Source organism: Variovorax sp. P1_G12, from assembly GCF_056405555.1.
The window spans coordinates 31952-47051 of sequence record NZ_JBFUBW010000045.1; the positions used below are offsets into that span (position 1 = coordinate 31952).

The following is a 15100-nucleotide window of genomic DNA, read 5'->3' on the forward strand; positions in this document are numbered from 1 at the left end:
AAGCTTGACAGTTGGATAGACGACTTTCTACGATGCCCTTTCCATCTCGACCCACACCTATCAGGAGACAAGCGATGGCCAAGTTCGATCTGAAAGGGCGAAAGGCCCTGGTGACCGGTGGTGCGCGCGGTATCGGCGCCGGCATCGCCGAGGCGCTGGCGGCGGCCGGCGCGGCGGTGATGATTGGCGACGTTCTCGCCGACCTGGGACGGGAGACCGCGGCCCGGCTCTCGGCCTCGGGCGCCCAGGTCGGCTTCACGCCCCTGGACGTGACGCAGGACGAGGACTGGGCCAGCGCCGCCGCGGCCACGGTCAAGGAACTCGGCGGCTTCGACATCCTGGTCAACAACGCCGGCATCGAGATCACCTCGCTGGTGGTCGACGTCGAAGCCGCCGATCTGCGGCGCATGCTGGAAGTCAACGTGGCCGGCAGCCTGCTGGGCATGAAGCACGCATTCCGCGCGATGCGCCCCGGCGGCAGCGCCGGCAAGGGCGGCGCGGTGGTGAACATCTCGTCGGTGGCCGCGACCATCGCCTTCCCGGCCATCGCCGGCTACTCCGCCACCAAATCCGCCGTCGACCGCGCGACCCGCGTGGCGGCGATGGAGTCCGGCAAGCTGGGCTACGGCGTGCGCGTGAACTGCATCTACCCGGGCCTGGTGCCCACCGACATGGGCATGAAGCTGGCCGGCGACATCGTGGCCGCCGGTCTGGCGCCCAGCGTCGAGGCGGCCGTCGGCGACGTGATCGGGCAGACCCCGCTGGGCCGTCTCGGCGAGGTCGGCGAGATGGCCGATGCCGTGGTCTTCCTGTGTTCGGACGCCGCGCGCTTCATCACCGGCGCCGGATTGCCGGTCGACGGCGGCATGGGCATGTGAGCCCCGCCCGCATTCCGCAACCCCAACGAAGGACGAGACATCATGAGCAGCAGCAAGAAACCCGTGGTGGTGTACGGCGCATCGGGCTACACCGGTCGCCTGGTGTGCGAGTACCTGCGCGAGCTGAACATTCCCTTCATTGCCGCCGGCCGCGACAAGGCGCGCGTGCAGGCGGTGATGGACAAGATCCCGGGCATCGAGACGGCCGACTATGAAGTCGTGGGCGTCGAGCACAACGTGGACGCGCTGACCGAACTGTTCCGCGGCGCCAGGACGGTCAGCAACATGGTGGGGCCGTTCATCAAGTACGGCCATGAGGTGGCCGAGGCCTGCCTGGCCGCCGGGTGCCACTACACCGACACCACGGGCGAGCAGGACTGGCTGCTGGAGGCCCAGGAACGCTGGGGCCAGAAGTTCGCCGACAAGGGCCTTCTGCTGTCGCCCGGCGTGGCGCAGATGTACACCACGGGCGAAATCGCGGCCCACATCTGCCTCGAAACCCCGGGGGTCGACACGCTGGACATCCTGGTGCTGTGGAAGGGGCTGCCGACCTACGCCTCCACGCAGACCATCTTCACGATCCTGAAGGCCAAGTGGTACTACCTGGAGCAGAACAAGTTCGTCGAGTGGCCGCAAAGCACGCACTACGAGGTGGTGGTTCCGGGCCAGCACCTGCCGGCGCTGGTGACGCCCTGGGCCGGCACCGCGCACCCGGTCTGGTTCAGGAACGACCCGCGCGTGGCCAACTGCAAGGCCCTCGGCGGCGTGTTCGCGCGCGAGGTGATGCAAGGCTTCGTCGCCACGCAGAAGATGTACGAAGAGCAGATCGCGCCGCTGCCGCCCGAGCAGCGCGAGGCACAGCTCGCCAGCATCGCCGCCTCCATCCAGGCCGGCATGCCGCCGCGCGAGAACCCCCGGGTCAACATTTCGCTCGACTCGGTGTATGGCTCCGGCCCGCTGGCGCGCGTGCATTGCGTGATCCACGGCAACTGCAACTACAAGCAGACCGGATTGCTGCAGGCCCATGCGGCCTATTCGCTGCTGCAGCAGCCGCCCAGGCGCGTCGGCTTTGCGTCCGCCTGCCAGGCCTTCGGGCATCGGGAACTGCTGGGCGTGCTGCAGAGCTTCGGCCTGGTGATGGAACCCGTGCTGACCGTCCATCGATGAAACGCCGGCGCCGGGGCCGCGGCCCGGCGCCACTGCTGGAGGGCGCCCCATGCGTCTGATCGACTATCTGGACAAGGGCGCCTCGCTGGGCCCCTCGGCCGCCTGCCTGCGCATGGGCGACACACGCCTCACGTACGCCGACGTGCAGCGCCTGAGCTGTCGGGTCGCACGCGCGCTGCAGCGCAGCGGCGTCGAGCCGGGGGCCAAGGTGGCGGTGCTCTCGGGCAACGACCCGATCGCGTTCGCCTGCGTGTTCGGGCTGTCGCGCGCCGCGGCCGTGTGGTGTCCGATCAACCCGCGCAACGAGGCGGCGGAGAACCGCTTCGTGCTCGATGCCTTCGACTGCACCTGCCTGATCTTTCACAGCCACTATGCGCCGCTGGTCGAACAGATGCGCGCGGGCCTGCCCCGGATCACCACGCTGGTGTGCATCGACCAGGCGCTGGCATGGGCACCTTCGCTGGACGCGTGGCTGGCGGATGCGAGCGACGCGCCGCTCGAGATACCGGTCGTGGACGACGTCGCGATGATCGCCGGCACCGGCGGCACCACCGGCCAGCCCAAGGGCGTGATGCTGTCCGGCCGCAACCTGGAAAGCATGTCCGCGCTGACCCTGATGGGCTATCCCTTCGAGGGCCGCCCGGCCTACCTCGCACTGGCGCCGCTGACGCATGCGGCCGGCGTCCTCTGCCTGCCGGTGATGGCACTGGGCGGCGAAGTCGTGATCATGCCGAAGCCGGACCTGGGCGAGTTCCTGCGGCTGATCGCGCACTGCGCGATCACGCACACCTTCCTGCCCCCCACGCTGATCTACATGCTGCTGCAGCATCCTGACCTGGCCACGACCCGGCTCGAGTCGCTGCAGTGCTTCTGGTACGGGGCGGCGCCGATGTCGGCGGCCCGGCTGGAAGAGGCGCTGGTCAAGATCGGACCGGTCATGGCGCAATTGTTCGGGCAGACCGAGGCGCCGATGATGATCTCGATGATGGCGCCCAGGGACCACTTCAACGCCGACGGCAGCGTGGCGCGCCAGCGGCTGGCTTCCGCCGGACGCCCGGGCCCCCTGGTGCAGGTCGCCGTGATGGACAAGGACGGCGCGCTGCTGGCGACCGGCGAGACCGGCGAGATCGTGGTGCGCGGCTCGCTGGTCATGCTCGGCTACTACAAGGACCCGCAGGCGACGCAGGAGGCGTCGCGCCACGGCTGGCACCACACGGGCGACATCGGCCATCTGGACGCCGAAGGCTTCCTCTACATCGTGGACCGCGCCAAGGACATGATCATCTCGGGCGGCTTCAACGTCTACTCGGCCGAAGTCGAGCAGATCCTGCTGCAGCACCCCGACGTGCAGGACGCCGCGGTCGTCGGCCTGCCCGACGAGAAGTGGGGCGAGCGCGTCGTCGCCGTGCTCCAGTTGCATCCGGGCCGCACGGTCGACGCCGACGAGGTCAAGGCCTTCGTGAAGGCGCGCATCGGCAGCGTCAAGGCCCCCAAGCAGATCGAGATCTGGCCCGAACTGCCGCGCTCCAAGGTGGGCAAGGTGCTCAAGAAGGAGGTGCGGGCGGCGCTGATGGCGCGCCTGGACGACCCCATCGCACGAGCAGGACGATGACGATTTCGCGCAAGGTGTTCATGGCCGGCGCGTGGCGCGCCGTCAGGGCTTGAACGGTTTGCTGAGATAGCGCGAGCCTTGGACGCCGAAGCGCCAGGGCTGCGCGATCGCCTTCGAGATGCCGATGCGCGGACCCACCGCGATCGGCAACGGCGGCTGGGCCTCGGGCGCCGCCAGCAGCTCGAAGGGCGGCGCGTCGAGCGCCCTGCCATAGAAGCTGGCGTCGATGCCCAGCGCCTGGCCGACCCGGCCGGGTCCGGCGCACAGCAGCCGGGGCGCGTCGAGCCCGCGGCGCTCGCGCATGCGGGCGATCCCGTGCGTCGGCTCGATGGCTCGGATCAGCACGCCGGCGCCGTGCCCGGCTTCGCGGCAGACGAAGTTGAGGCACCAGTGGATGCCGTAGGAGCGATAGACGTAAGCGTGACCGGGCGGCCCGAACATCGCTGCGTTGCGCGGCGTGAGGCCGCCGAAGCAATGCGAGGCGGGATCTTCGCGGTCGTAGGCCTCGGTCTCCACGATGCGGCCGCCGACGCCATCGACCAGCAGCGTGACGCCGATCAGCAGGCGCGCAACCTCGTGTGACGGCGCTCGGAAGTCGATGGGTGTCGGGGCGGTCGGCATGCTGTCGTGAAGCTGTGAGCGGCCATCGTAGCGTCAGGCGCCGGTGACCGCGCATGCTCGGGACTACCCCGGGGCTGCGTCGTACCCAAGGGCGATGCAGGCCATGCCCTCCAGTCGTTTGTATCGAATTGTGCCCGGGTAAAATGACGCCCATGTCCGACACCCAACTCACCCAGGATGGTCTGCGCTACGTCAAGAAGGCGCCAGGCTCCCTCATCACAACGCCGCGAGCCGAATCCATGATGTCATGCTTCAAGTGCGGGAAATTCGTGCTTCGCACCGCGCTGACGTCGCGCCGCTTCCTTGGCAAGAACCATCTGGTCTGCGCGCCGAAGTGCGGATAGGCAGCAGCCCGCCCGCGACGCTTCGCTCGTGCTCCCGAACGGCGGCAACGCATCATCTCGCATGACCTCGGTCCAGGTCTTGAACGACTTCTCGCAGATCCTCAAGACGCAGGGTCTTGCGGGTGGTCTCGCCTATTTGAACGACAGCGTGCCCCATCGCTACACCGCGGTCTACAGGTTCGCTGGCCTCGTTCTGAAGAACGTCTGTCTGCATGACGCGCTGGGCAAGAGGCAGCCGGCATTCTTGTCCGCGCTGCCGCTCGACAAGAGCCTCGGCCAATTCATCAGGCCCGGCACTCCCTTCAGAACCAACAATTCTTCAAATGACCCGCGGCTCGCAGGACACGCGTACGAGGGGACTCCGTTCAATCTGATTTCCTACCACGGCACCGCGCTCGTAGCGCCGAGTGGTCATTTGTGGGGGATCCTTTGCCACTTCGATCTCTCGCCGGTTCCGCTGTCAGACGACGCTTTCGCGTTCCTTGAATCGGTCGCGCCGATCGTTGCTGCCTTTGCCGTCGATCCCCATGGGTAATCGCCAGTCGATCTGATCGAACCGGCCGCTCAGCATCTCAGTCGACTGCCATTCCGGCTTCGAGACGCTTGAATCAGTCCGCGTACACCCCCGCCGCCTTGATGACCGGCGTCCACTTCGCGATTTCGTCGGCCACGAACTTCCTGTGGCCCGCGGGCTCGATGCGGCGGTCCGTCGCAACCACGGCGCCCAGCAGTTCCTCGCGGTGGATGAAGTCCGGGTCCTTCAGCGCGACCCTGAGCGCATCATTGAGCTTCTTGGTGATCGCCGGCGGAGTTCCCTTCGGCGCATAGAGGCCGTGCCAGATCGTCACCTGGAAGTCCTTCAGCCCCGCTTCGTCGAGCGTGGGCAGGTCCTTCAGCAACGGCAGCTCGAGCCGCCTGGGCGTCGTCACCGCGAACGCCTTCACCTTGCCGGCCTGGATCTGCGGCGTGGTGTTGGTGGTCTGGTCGCACAAGAGGTCGATCTGGCCGCCGATCAGGTCAGTGATGGCGGGCGCCGTGCCCTTGTAGGGCACCGGGGTCATCTCGGTCTTGGTCGCGCTCTGGTAGAGCAATCCGCACAGGTGCGAGGCCGAGCCCACGCCCGCGTTGCCAATATCGATCCTGCCCTTGTTGGCCGCGATCCAAGTCGCCAGTTCCTTGTAGTTGGCAGCCGGAATGCCGGGCTTGGAAATCAGCGTCATCGGCACGTCGTTGACGATCCCCAGGTACTCGAAGTCGGTCTCAACCTTGAACGGAACGTTGCGCACCAGGCTGGGCACGGTCGCCATCGCGATGTGGTTCAGCAGCAGCGTGTAGCCATCGGGTGCGGCGCGAGCCACCTTGGCCGCACCAATCGAACTGCCGGCGCCGGGCACGTTGTCGATGATCACCGTGCCGCCGCCGAGCGGCTTGCGCAGCGCCTCGGCCAGGTGGCGCGCCACGCGGTCGGTGGGACCGCCAGCCGCGAAGGGCACGACGAGGGTCACGGGCTTGCCCGCGGGAAAGTCCTGCGCGTGGGCGCCGGTGGCGGCAATGGCGACTGCCGCGAGGGTGAACAGTTTCTTCATCAAGTCTCCGTCAAGGTTGGAACAAGGAATCAGGGGGTGCGGGAAGGCACCCGGGTTTCGAGCGCGGGCGGCTGCCATCCGGGCTTGATGTGGCAGCCGTTTCGGCCGTCGGTGTCGTAGCGCGCCATCAACGCGGCGCAACGCTGCGCGAGGCCTAAGGGCGTGGGCTTCTCGCCCTTGTCGATCCAGTCGAGCAGCGCGGCGAAGAGCGCGGGGTATTCCGAATCGCTCAGGTAGCTGTGCTCGCGCTCGGCGCTGAAGCTCTGCACCAGGAGGTCGCCGGTGCCGGCGGCGTCGCGGATGCGGCGGTAGGTGTTCTCCAGTTCGACGAAAGCCGTCGGGTCGTCGATCGCATGCAGCGCCACGGTCGGCAGCGCGGTGCGGCCGGTGGGCTGGCTGTCTGCCGCCAGCGCGCCCAAGGCCCGTGGATCGGCTGCGTAGCGCGCGACGCGGGCATTGAGCGCCGCGTCATCGGTCGAGCCCTGGTAGACCACGCCGATGTTGCCGAAGGGGTTCCGGCCGTTCAGGCGCTGCTGCACCAGGTCCTGGAAGAGCCAGGTCGCCCAGTTCAGGTGGCCGACCAGCGAACGTTCCTGGATCTTCACGACCGACAGGATGGTCTGGAGCCGCGCCGCCTGCTCGGGTGAGCGCTGCGCCGCGGGAAGGCCGACGCCGGTGCACTCCCTGACGCGCGCGGCGAGCTCGGCGCGCGTGAGCCTGGCGTCCATCGGCAGGCCCAGCCACAACGGGTACTGCGGTTCGTCGGAGCGCGGATGATTGCCGCAGACCTGTTGATAGACCACGCGCAGATCGAGCCGGAAGTCGTAGGCGTTGTTGCCGCCGCCGAGCACGCCGTTGGTCAGCAGCAGGCCGTCGTAAGGGCTCTTCGCGGCGCCCACCGGCGCATAGGTCTCGGCGGCTTTCGCGGCGACGCCCGCGCCGTAGCTCTGGCCGTGCAGCAGCGTGCGGCGCGGCTGGCCGAATTCGCGCACGACGATCCGGCGCAGGCGCTCGGTATCTTCGGCCGCCATGGTCACGCCGTAGCCGCCGCGGCGATAGGTCGACCCCGCCCAGGCGTAGCCGGCCTTCACGGTGACGGCCCAGCGCTTGAGGTCTTCCTCGCTGCGTTCCAGCGTCGGCGGGCCGGTCTCGGGGCCGCCGTGGGCGTGCATCACGAGCACCCGGTTCCAGTCCTTCGGGATCGCGATCCAGTAGAAGGCGCCCGCTCCGTCCTCGCCGGTGTAGCAGCGCGCGGCCTTGGGCACCGGCGCGGGGCAGGCGGTCGGCTTGGGCGCGGCAGGCGCGCCGTGCGCGGACAGCAGCGGTGCGGCGGCCAGCAAGGCGAATGCGCCGAGGCGCAGGCGCTTGTTCATCAATGGCGTACTCCGAGTTCCAGCGCCGCGTTCGCTCCCGCGGCGGACACGAATCCGAGCACGCCGCTGTTGAAGATGAAATGCCCCGGCCGGCCCGCATCGGCCTGCACCACCCCGGGCACCGGCGTGTCGGGGCTCAGCGCCGCGGTGGCGCCGCCGAGGTTCAGGGCGCTGCCGGCCACCGTGGCCTCGTGGTTCTCGCCCTGGACGCTGACCATCGCATAGCTGCCGTCGGCCGAGCCGGCCATCAGGCTTTGCTGCAGCGAGAACATGCGCAGCCCCGCATTGGCGGCCGATTCGCGCACCAGGTGCAGCGGCACCGGGCTGCCGTTCACCAGGCCGATCACCATCGAGCCGCTGAGCGTGCCGCCGCTGGTGGCGGCGCCGCCCGTCGGCGAGGTGGTGAACAGGTCGAAGGCCTTGCGCGTCGCGTTGTAGGTGATGTAGCCCTTCTCGGTCCGGGTGCAGTTGGCGTCGTAGACCATGAAGCCGCCCGAGACCGGGTCGCGGCAGTACTGGAAGGTCCCGGCGTTGCGCAGTCTGACCGATGCGGCCTGGGCAGCGGCGGCGCCCGATCCCTGCTGCACGCCCACCGCGTTGAAGATGTTCGCCACCGGGTTGAACACAGTGGGCGTTCCCGCGTTCTCGAAAGTGGTCTGGAAGGCCAGCAGCGGTGCGAAGCCGCCGCCCACGGGCGCGTTGACGCCGCCGAGCAGCACGCCGCCCGGCGCGAAGGTGAACAGCGCCCCGGCCTCGCTGCTGGCGTAGCTGCACTGCCCTTGCGCCACCAATGAACCGCTGCGCTGCGTGCCAGCGCTTCGCTGGAGGCTCGCCTCGATGGTCACGGCATAGGCCATGGTGGACGGATCGATCGCCACGCTGAGCTCTTCGCCGAAGCTGTTGCCGCCCTTGTAGGTGCTGGCCGTCGCAGGCAGGTGCGGGCAGGCCAGCGGGTCGCCGACCTCGGTCACGCAGCTGTAGTTGACGGCGGCGTCGAGGCTGCCGCTGCCGCGGTACTTGGGCCAGGCCGGGAACTGGCACAGAGGGCGCGTGCGGCCGTAGGTGCCCGCCACGGCATCGACCGCCACCCCGGTGGCGGGTGCCAGACCGCCCTCGACCCAGCCCTCGAGCGCCGCCAGCGAATCCCAGTTGGGAATGAAGCTGCCAGTGCCGTGGCCCATGCCGGGCACGGTGTAGAAGCGCACGTTCCGCGCGACCGAGTCCCGGCCCACGGTGGCGACGAGTTGCTGGTAGTAGTCGATGGTCGAATTGGGGCTGATCACCTCGTCGGCCAGGCCGTGCAACAGGATGAGCTTGCCGCCGCGCGCGAGGAAGGGCGTGAGATTCGGGTCGGTGGCGTCGGTCAGGTTCGACACCTCGGTCACGCGCGCCGTGTAGCTGCCCGGGTCCAGCGGATCGAAAGCCAGGGAGTCGAAGCCCACGCTGCGCGCAACGAAGTACTTCACCCACTGGTCGCCCGTGACGTACATGTTGGCGTCGGCCGAGGTGGCCGGATTGGCCGGCACCTTGCGCGTTCCGAGGTCGCGCGTGGTGTACGGGCCCGCGACCAGCGCGCCTTCGAGGATGTTGTAGCCGCCCGCGCGCTTCACGCCGTTGGCGAGCAAGTAGGTCGTGAAATCGAGCGGAGACTCGATGGTGCGGACGGTGGCGAGCTGCGCGTCCGACAGGCAGGCGTCGCCCGTGTCGAAGCCGCCGCTGCAGCGCAGCGAGGCCAGGATCTGCGTGTTCAGCAGCCGGCAGCTCTCCACGTTGCTCACGATGCTGTCGGCCGCGCCGTCGAGCTTGTCACAGGCCTGCATCGCGGTCTTCTGCACCAGCAGCGTCTTGGCCACGTTCATCCAGCCCGCGCCGCCGTTGCCGTAGAGCGCGCGGCCCACGGCCACGTTCGACAGCCGGGTGCCGGTGTAGTTGAGCGCGGGCTCGTTGGCGATTGCGCCGTCGTAGTCGAGCGGCCAGCGCTGGATGTAGCTGAGCGCGTCGCGGCCACCGGTCGAGGTGCCGAGGAAGTAGGCGTGCTTCGGTGGCAGGCCATAGCGCGCGAGTATCAGCGCCTGCGCGACGTCGCGCGTCTTCTTGAGCGACTGGCTGCCGTAGTTGGCAAGCTCCTCGTCGTTGGCGGCGAAGCGGCCGTCGGTGATGCTGCTCGACTGGTGGCCCGAGTCGTCGCCGTAGGTGGCGTAGCCGAGCGCCAGCGGCGCCGGCTTGTCGGCAGGGCCGAAGCGCACGGTCTCGGTGCCGTCGATCAGCCGGCCGTTGAAGCCGCCGCCGCCGAAGTGGATGGTCTTCCGGTTCCATTGCTCGGGCAAGTTGACCGCGAAGTTGATGACCGAGGCGGCCGCGTCGATCGGCTGGATGGTGCCCCGCACGCGGCAGTAGTCGCCCAGCAGATTGCCGGCCTCGCCCGCGGCCACGGGGGTGGCGCTGGTGACGGTCGCGCCCTGCGTGGGCAGGCCGATCGTCGAGGCCGGCAGGTTCTTGCCGTTGAGCTCTGCGCAAGACACCACCGGCTGCACGGGCGTGGGCGGCGGGTTGTCGGACGGCTCGTTGGCGGAGGGGGTGTTGCTGTTGGCGGCGGGCTGGGTCGTGGATGCGGCCGGGAAGAAGCCGGTGCCGCCGCCTCCACCGCCGCCGCAGGCCGCCAGAAGCAGGGATGCGCCGATCGCGGTGGCGAACGAGCGGCAGGCGCCAAGATCGGCGCGAATCATCGAGGCAGGGCGCGGTGTGCGCATGGACTTGTCTCCGGCATGCGGCCTCGAAGGGCCGCTTTTTGAATGGGCGGCCGGACGATAGATTCACGAGTGACTTCGGGTCAAATAAAATAAAGGGGCACTTCCAATATCAAAAACATATGGACATAAGAGCGCTGCGCTACTTCGTGGCCGTCGCCGAGACCGGCCACATGACGCGTGCGGCCGAGCAGATCGGCATCCAGCAGCCGCCCCTGAGCCTGCAGATCAAGGCGCTCGAGCGCGAGCTCGGCGTACTGCTGTTCAGGCGCCATCCGCGCGGCGTGGCGCTCACCGACGCGGGCCGGCTGTTCCAGGTCGAGGCGCTGCGCCTGCTGCAGGACATGGACGCCATGAAGCAGCGCATGGCGCGCGTGGCGAAAGGCCAGGCCGGCAGGCTCGCGGTCGGCTTCACGAGCTCGGCGGCGGCGCATCAATTCATGCCCGAGGCGCTGCGCGCGTTCCGACGCACGCACCCGGATGTGGAGCTGCAACTCCGCGAGGACAACGCCGCCGAACTGACCGAGGCGCTGGCGCTGGGCCGCCTCCACTGCGGCCTGCTGCGCGTGCCAGTGGCGCGCCCCGACGGGCTGGTGTTCGAGACGCTGCTGCGCGAGCCGGTGCTCGTCGCCATGCCCAGCGACCATCGCTTCGCCCTTGCGCGGCGCAAGGACTCGCGCCCGCTGCCGCTCGCGAAGCTGTGCGAGGAAGGTCTCATCCTCGTGCGGCGCCCGGGTGCGCCGGGCCTCTACGCCGAGCTGCTCGCGCTGTGCCACGCCAAGGGGCTGCGCCCGCGCGTGGTGGCCGAGGTCGACCGCATGATGACCAACCTGAACCTCGTGGCGGCCGGCGTGGGCCTGTCGGTGGTGCCGGCCTCGATGGCCGGCGTGCATGCGGCGGCCGTCGCCTATGCCCGGCTGGCCGACGGCGGCCAGCTCGACGCCCCGCTCACGCTGGTGTCCCGCGCCGAAGAAGACAACCTGCCCGCACAGCATTTCACTGCGCTGCTGCGCAGGCTCGCAAGTGGGAACCCGCGGTCATGAGCGCCGCGCTGGTGCCGCGACGCCGTCTCTTCTTGAGCGGCACGGGTGCGCTGTTCGCGGCCGCCTTTGCCGCGCCGAATTTGCTGCGCGCCGCCCCGCCCGCGTGGCCGGATCGGCCGGTGCGGCTGATCGTGGTCTACCCGCCCGGCGGTGTGAGCGACGGCATGGCACGGGCGCTGGCCGAACCGTTGTCGCAGTCGCTCGGCGTGCCGGTCCTGATCGAGAACCGCTCCGGTGCGGGCGGCAGCCTCGGCATGGGCGTGCTCGCGCGTTCGGCGCCCGACGGCTGCACGCTGGCCTTCTCCGCCATCAGCCCGCTGACGCTGCACCCGCTGCTCGCGCGCGTGTCCTACGACTCGCTGCACGGCTTCACGCCCGTTGCCGGCGTGATGCGCACACCGGTGCTGGTGGTGGGCACCCCGTCCTTCGCGGGCCACGGGTTCGGGGATCTGATCGCACTCGCGCGCAGCCGACCCGGCGCGGTGCGCTGAGCAACCTCGGGCGTAGCGACCATCGGCCACATGGTGCTGGCGCAAGTACGCATGCAGAGCCGCACCGACATCACGCACATTCCTTACCAAGGCGGCGGCCCGCAGCTCAACGATGCGCTAAGCGGGCAGTTCGAAGTGCTCTCGACCAACGTCGCGGCACAGCAGCTTCAGTACATCGAGAACGGCCGCCTCCAGGCGCTGGCCGTGGGCGCGCCAGCGCGTGTCGAGGCGTTGGCGACGGTGCCAACGCTCGCCGAACTGGGCTTCGAGCGGGCCAACCGTGATTCGTTGTTCGGGATCTTCGCGCCCGCGAGCACGCCGCCCGCGGTGGTGCAGCATCTCAATTCCGAGATCAACCGCGTGCTGCGAGGCGAAGCGCTGCGCGCGCGACTGCGCGACTCCCACAACATGCCGGCCGAAGGCAGCAGCGAAGCGTTCGCGCGGGAGATCGCCGCCGACAGGCGGCGCAACCGCGTCCTGGTCATGGGAAACCGCGGACAGTTCGACTGACCGACTCGCCATGGCAGGCCGACCCGTGCGCGGCGCGTCCTTGCGAAGCGCATCGGCGCCGCCGTCCATGAGACGCTGCCGCCGCAGTGCCACCTGGCTGCGATCGAGACCAGCCTCGACAGCGATGTCCTTGTCCTAGTGGACGAACACTCTTCGATGAAGGCGCCGCAGCGACCACCAGATGCTGAACGCAACGAAAGGAATCGCCAGTGCAGCCGAGGTTTCCGGTGACATCGGCCAGCCGATTTTCTGAGCGCCTTTGGCAAGATAGCTCACGAGGCCGACGATGTAGTAGGTAATGGCCGCAACCGAGAGTCCTTCCACGGTGGCCTGCAGCTTCAGTTGAAGGTCCTGCCGGCGGTTCAGGGCTTCCAGCAGCGCCTGGCTGCTTTGCTGCTGTTCGATCTCCACGCGAGTGCGCAAAAGATTGCTCATTCTGGAGACGCGTTGGGACAGAGAATCCTGTCGCCTGACCGCCCATTCGCAAGTTTTTCGCGCCGGGGTCAGGCGTCGGTCCATGAACTCGGCAATGCTCTGAAGACCATCCAGCCTTGCTTCGGAAATCTGCGCGATGCGCTGGTCCAGCAGCTCGAAGTAGGCGCTGCTGGCGGAAAGTCGCGAATGCGTGGCTGCATGCTGGCTCTCGGCTTCCCCGGCGAGTCGCGTGAGCCGGTCCAGCAGGACAGGTTCCGCGTCGCGGTCGGCGCTGCGAATGGCTTGCGCGAGAGCTGCCAACTCGCCTTCGGCGCTGCCCAGCGCCTCGCCTGCCTGCCGCGCCGCTGGCAATCCGAGCAGGGCCGCCATTCGGTATGTCTCGATCTCAAGGATCCGCTGCACCAGTCGCCCGAGTCGACGAGGCTGCAACTCGTTCGCGAAAAGCAAGATGCGGGAAGAGCCGTCGGCGTGGATGGCGAAGTCCGTATACACCTGCGCCTGCTCGCCCGCGACGCTGGACCCTACCAGCGTCTGCTCATTGAGCATCTCCCTGACGTAGATGTCTCCGACGCTTCCATGCTCTGAAAATACCCAGAGATCGAGGCTGCAGAGGCACTGCCCGGGAAGCCCGCTGAGCCAGTCCTGCGGCACGGCATTGATCGCGCTGGCTGGCAGGCGAGGATGGCTTGCTGGAGCTTGTTCATGCATCGTGAACGTCCAGGTGACAAATTCCGTATGCAGTTCCCAGCGCAAGCGAAGCGATCCGACTTCGACCCGCAAATGCGTGGTGTTCTCGTCAGGTGGCGTCAAATGATGGTCGCGCAACAGCCTTGCAAGATGCGCTCGACTCTGCGCGCGTTGCTCAGCGTCGGCCAGCATCACGACGTGCGCAATGCTCAAGGCGCCTGTCAGCGCCTCCGGCGGGCGGGCATGGACTTCGTTGTGCAGTTCCGCGCGCTGCGGATGCTGGGGGACGCGGCTGAGAGATGGCATGAGCGACGAGTGAGAAACCTGGCGATGCGCAGTTCAGCAAGCATACTGCGGCTGTTCGATGTGATCTGGGCGCCGACACGCTGCGCGACAAAGGGACGATGCCGGTGCGTCAACCCGGCAGCTGACTACGAGCTCTTGGCATAGGGAAGCAAGGCCTTTGCGGCTTCGATCCGCAATGCCAGGGGCGCCGTCTCGTCGTTCATGACGCCTCTCAGAAAGCGTACCGCATCGATGTCTCCTTGCTCGCACGTCTGCACTTCTGCCGCACCGGACAGCTTCGAGGTGGGCGGCTCGCGGGACTCCTCGCCTTCGATCGCGCCAAGCCGGTTCAATGCGGCTTCGAAGGCCACTTGTCGAATAGGCTCGAGCGCTCGCAGAAGCGCCGCCTGGCCTTCGACGGTCGGAGGAAAGTCCAGCCACGGTGTATCGGCGAACACTGACGCCAGATCGGGGGCGACGAACGCCGACCAGCGGTCCGGGCTGGTCTCGACGGGCGGCGCAGCCGGACATTCAGCCGTCTCGGTGATCAGACGCACCTGCGTCGCCCCGACGTCCGACAGGTAGCGTGCACGGAGGCCCCGCAAGAAAAGCGCGCCGACACTCGGCGAGATCGGCAACGCAAGGGAGAACCACAGCTGCAGCCCGTCTGTGCCAGAGACCGCAATGGCGGGGGCAGGAAGGTCGAGATCCGATTGGGTCCCCTTCCAGACTGAAGAAAGCTGTCCCCAACCCGCGGGTAGCGCCAGCTCCAGCACCACGGCTCGGATGCCACGCTGGGCCCCTGCTTGTCCGACGCCCGGGGTGGCGCCATCTGCGGCGTTCACGCCCAGTCCGTACAGGCGGTCGAGTTCAAACTGCAATGGGGTCATGCCGAGCATGCTAGTCGATGCGCGGTATGCCTATTCATCCATCGCGTGGCCGCCCCCGGCGGCTTCATCGGCCTGGAAGAATCCCGCCTCCTCGAGGTTGCGCAGAGCGATCTCGAGAATCCGCGCCGTCGTCTCGCTGAAGCAGCTCGATGGGGTCGAGCTAACGATTGTCGAAAGAGCCGATCGCCGATCGCTCGCTCAACGGGCGAAACCGCCGACAAAGGCCGCGCCGCCACCGCCCCACGTGCCCCAATCCACGTTATTCATCTCGTCGATCTGAGCCTCTCGCAGATCCTCGTTGTTCATGCGTTGTTGATATCGCATTTCCTGGTAGACCGAGTACTGGGCCGAGTTGCCGACCAGCGCCATTCCATTTGAGGAATCGCGCATCACGTAGTAGAGGCCTCCCTTGTACTTGACGGGCGTGACGG

At 68.1% G+C, this 15100-nt stretch carries 13 protein-coding genes and 1 pseudogene; 7 read left to right on the forward strand and 7 right to left on the reverse strand.

Annotation, left to right across the window (positions count from 1 at the left end; translation table 11 throughout):
* Positions 1–74 precede the first annotated feature (74 nt).
* From AC1D2O_RS33535 to AC1D2O_RS33545, 3 genes are read left to right on the forward strand one after another with little or no spacing between them, the layout of a single operon-like run.
* Positions 75–878 carry an SDR family NAD(P)-dependent oxidoreductase gene (locus AC1D2O_RS33535; protein WP_478088291.1) on the forward strand — a complete coding sequence of 268 codons (804 nt, stop codon included), beginning with the start codon at positions 75–77 and terminating at the stop codon, positions 876–878.
* Positions 879–920: 42 nt separating this feature from the next.
* Positions 921–2045: a DUF5938 domain-containing protein gene (locus tag AC1D2O_RS33540; RefSeq protein ID WP_478088290.1), complete on the forward strand. Its 1125-nt coding sequence runs from the start codon at positions 921–923 to the stop codon at positions 2043–2045.
* Between the two features lie 49 nt (positions 2046–2094).
* Positions 2095–3657 carry an acyl-CoA synthetase gene (locus AC1D2O_RS33545; protein WP_478158609.1) on the forward strand — a complete coding sequence of 521 codons (1563 nt, stop codon included), beginning with the start codon at positions 2095–2097 and terminating at the stop codon, positions 3655–3657.
* A 42-nt stretch (positions 3658–3699) separates the two neighbouring features.
* Here the strand turns inward: AC1D2O_RS33545 and AC1D2O_RS33550 are convergent, their stop codons facing one another.
* Complete coding sequence (locus AC1D2O_RS33550) at positions 3700–4278, reverse strand: DNA-3-methyladenine glycosylase (protein ID WP_478158610.1); 579 nt, start codon at positions 4276–4278, stop codon at positions 3700–3702.
* Between the two features lie 152 nt (positions 4279–4430).
* Here AC1D2O_RS33550 and AC1D2O_RS33555 point away from each other — a divergent pair, with 152 nt between their 5' ends.
* Positions 4431–4622, forward strand: a complete 192-nt coding sequence (locus tag AC1D2O_RS33555; RefSeq protein ID WP_478088282.1) for a hypothetical protein — start codon at positions 4431–4433, stop codon at positions 4620–4622.
* Positions 4623–4683: 61 nt separating this feature from the next.
* Positions 4684–5157, forward strand: a complete 474-nt coding sequence (locus AC1D2O_RS33560) for a GAF domain-containing protein (protein ID WP_478088280.1) — start codon at positions 4684–4686, stop codon at positions 5155–5157.
* Positions 5158–5230: 73 nt separating this feature from the next.
* Here AC1D2O_RS33560 and AC1D2O_RS33565 read toward each other — a convergent pair whose 3' ends face one another.
* Genes AC1D2O_RS33565 through AC1D2O_RS33575 form a run of 3 tightly spaced genes read right to left on the reverse strand, consistent with a single transcriptional unit; the run spans position 5231 to position 10331 of the window.
* A complete protein-coding gene (locus AC1D2O_RS33565; protein ID WP_478088278.1) occupies positions 5231–6208 on the reverse strand; it encodes a tripartite tricarboxylate transporter substrate-binding protein in 978 nt (325 codons plus the stop codon).
* 29 nt (positions 6209–6237) lie between these two features.
* Positions 6238–7581 carry an alpha/beta hydrolase family protein gene (locus AC1D2O_RS33570; protein WP_478158611.1) on the reverse strand — a complete coding sequence of 448 codons (1344 nt, stop codon included), beginning with the start codon at positions 7579–7581 and terminating at the stop codon, positions 6238–6240.
* Entirely contained in the window at positions 7581–10331 is a 2751-nt protein-coding gene (locus AC1D2O_RS33575; protein ID WP_478088274.1) for a tannase/feruloyl esterase family alpha/beta hydrolase, read from the reverse strand. The genes AC1D2O_RS33570 and AC1D2O_RS33575 overlap by 1 nt, the downstream gene beginning before the upstream one ends.
* A gap of 119 nt (positions 10332–10450) precedes the next feature.
* Here AC1D2O_RS33575 and AC1D2O_RS33580 point away from each other — a divergent pair, with 119 nt between their 5' ends.
* Positions 10451–11371 carry a LysR family transcriptional regulator gene (locus tag AC1D2O_RS33580; protein ID WP_478088272.1) on the forward strand — a complete coding sequence of 307 codons (921 nt, stop codon included), beginning with the start codon at positions 10451–10453 and terminating at the stop codon, positions 11369–11371.
* Positions 11368–12372: pseudogene (locus AC1D2O_RS33585) on the forward strand (Bug family tripartite tricarboxylate transporter substrate binding protein). Before AC1D2O_RS33580 ends, AC1D2O_RS33585 begins: the two are co-directional and overlap by 4 nt.
* Positions 12373–12507: 135 nt before the next feature.
* Here AC1D2O_RS33585 and AC1D2O_RS33590 read toward each other — a convergent pair.
* The 3 genes from AC1D2O_RS33590 to AC1D2O_RS33600 all read right to left on the reverse strand — a co-directional run.
* A complete protein-coding gene (locus tag AC1D2O_RS33590) occupies positions 12508–13800 on the reverse strand; it encodes a DUF3422 family protein (RefSeq protein ID WP_478088270.1) in 1293 nt (430 codons plus the stop codon).
* A 125-nt stretch (positions 13801–13925) separates the two neighbouring features.
* Complete coding sequence (locus AC1D2O_RS33595; RefSeq protein ID WP_478088267.1) at positions 13926–14678, reverse strand: hypothetical protein; 753 nt, start codon at positions 14676–14678, stop codon at positions 13926–13928.
* Between the two features lie 189 nt (positions 14679–14867).
* Positions 14868–15100 (reverse strand): hypothetical protein (locus tag AC1D2O_RS33600; protein WP_478158612.1); only part of this gene is annotated, 233 nt, incomplete at its 5' end.

Excerpts from the sequence above, each read along its gene's own strand:
- AC1D2O_RS33540 (WP_478088290.1), top strand. The coding sequence starts at position 921 with ATGAGCAGCAGCAAGAAACCCGTGGTGGTGTACGGCGCATCGGGCTAC.
- AC1D2O_RS33590 (WP_478088270.1), bottom strand. The coding sequence starts at position 13,800 with ATGCCATCTCTCAGCCGCGTCCCCCAGCATCCGCAGCGCGCGGAACTG.
- AC1D2O_RS33555 (WP_478088282.1), top strand. The coding sequence starts at position 4,431 with ATGTCCGACACCCAACTCACCCAGGATGGTCTGCGCTACGTCAAGAAG.
- AC1D2O_RS33565 (WP_478088278.1), bottom strand. The coding sequence starts at position 6,208 with ATGAAGAAACTGTTCACCCTCGCGGCAGTCGCCATTGCCGCCACCGGC.
- AC1D2O_RS33550 (WP_478158610.1), bottom strand. The coding sequence starts at position 4,278 with ATGCCGACCGCCCCGACACCCATCGACTTCCGAGCGCCGTCACACGAG.
- AC1D2O_RS33535 (WP_478088291.1), top strand. The coding sequence starts at position 75 with ATGGCCAAGTTCGATCTGAAAGGGCGAAAGGCCCTGGTGACCGGTGGT.
- AC1D2O_RS33560 (WP_478088280.1), top strand. The coding sequence starts at position 4,684 with ATGACCTCGGTCCAGGTCTTGAACGACTTCTCGCAGATCCTCAAGACG.
- AC1D2O_RS33575 (WP_478088274.1), bottom strand. The coding sequence starts at position 10,331 with ATGCGCACACCGCGCCCTGCCTCGATGATTCGCGCCGATCTTGGCGCC.
- AC1D2O_RS33580 (WP_478088272.1), top strand. The coding sequence starts at position 10,451 with ATGGACATAAGAGCGCTGCGCTACTTCGTGGCCGTCGCCGAGACCGGC.
- AC1D2O_RS33545 (WP_478158609.1), top strand. The coding sequence starts at position 2,095 with ATGCGTCTGATCGACTATCTGGACAAGGGCGCCTCGCTGGGCCCCTCG.
- AC1D2O_RS33570 (WP_478158611.1), bottom strand. The coding sequence starts at position 7,581 with ATGAACAAGCGCCTGCGCCTCGGCGCATTCGCCTTGCTGGCCGCCGCA.
- AC1D2O_RS33595 (WP_478088267.1), bottom strand. The coding sequence starts at position 14,678 with ATGCTCGGCATGACCCCATTGCAGTTTGAACTCGACCGCCTGTACGGA.